Source organism: Oleiphilus sp. HI0066, from assembly GCF_001635725.1.
This window is the reverse complement of the sequence record NZ_LWFH01001120.1, coordinates 1-1,193: the sequence shown is the minus strand read 5'-3', so window position 1 is coordinate 1,193 and position 1,193 is coordinate 1. Positions and strand designations below refer to the sequence as shown.

At 42.2% G+C, this 1,193-nt stretch carries 2 protein-coding genes; one reads left to right on the top strand and one right to left on the bottom strand.

Annotated features, from left to right (window positions below):
- Positions 1 to 799: hypothetical protein (locus A3738_RS14705; protein WP_197473871.1), on the bottom strand; the 799-nt coding region annotated here is incomplete at its 3' end.
- A 104-nt stretch (positions 800 to 903) separates the two neighbouring features.
- On the opposite strand from A3738_RS14705, the gene A3738_RS14700 reads away from it, so the two are divergent.
- A partial coding sequence (locus A3738_RS14700) for a hypothetical protein (protein ID WP_156504270.1) occupies positions 904 to 1,193 on the top strand: 290 nt, incomplete at its 3' end.

The window sequence follows — 1,193 nt, the reverse complement described above, 5'->3', positions numbered from 1 at the left end:
CACGTTCCACCTTACTGATATGTGCATCAAGCTCTCTGATCTGAGATTCAAACTCAAAGCGCTCTACTTCAGACGCTTCTTTGACTGTCAAAACGGCACGCCATAGACCGCTCAATTCATCCCTACGTCCACCTATAAGGTTTCTTATCTGCGACGAGCTCATAGCGGGGTCGCTCAAGCGTCGAGTAAATTCCTGATTAGGACGAATAAAGGCGAAAAAAATCCAAGCAAACACCAAGGTTAAAACGATGACAGACTTTGTTGCGTCCACACCATAATCTGACCAATACGACGATGTTAAGTGTTCAACATGGTCCCCGAAATAAAGCTTAAGGGATATTGTTCCAACCCAGTAATCTCCCGAATTACCTTCAGACCAAATACTTAGAGGATAACTAACCGTAGAAGTGGGACCAGCAAGCAGGCTTTTACCAATCCGCATAACTTCGGATTCGTTTTTAGAAACGGACCAAAAGAAGTCAGCCTGAGGACGAACATGATATGTAGAATAGTCACTAGAGCTTCGGTCGAAAGGCATCGCACAGGAATACTCGATCGTATTAAGACGTGCCGAAATATATTCCAAATCATTTTGCTTGAGATTTCGCGCTAGTTGCTCACCTTCTCGGACTAGCTTCTGCTTGGCGCAACTCTCAACAAGATGTTGATATGATCTAAATTCACTTATTCCTTTGACTATATATAAAGCTGCCGTAGCGAAGAGAACGACACCAACGCTCTTGAACCAAATTTTGCTTAACAATTTTGATTCAAAAAGTCCTTCTAAGAGCGACAACACGAAAACTCCGTTTTATTAGTAAATTATTATATGTGCGTAACAACACTAACAAATAACTTCGGTCTGCTCTATCCTGAGCGCCGTTAAATAAAAGATAGACTGATATGCTCCGCTCTCAATCCTTGATATCGGCCTTGATCATCCTGTTCTTATCATTGTTTGATCAACGTGCCTACGCATCAAAAATTCAGTATGTAAATTTGAACCCGCTAATCGGCCAGCTTCCTTACGCGCACTATCCATCTGCTGCTCAAAAGCAAAGTAAAATGACGTTTGAAACCAGTGTGGCAATATCTAATTATTTCAGGCAATCGACCGTAGACCAAACAACATACGATGTTGATGGAGAAACATCGCTTATCCGAGAAACGCTTACCTATCGAACGGGCACTCT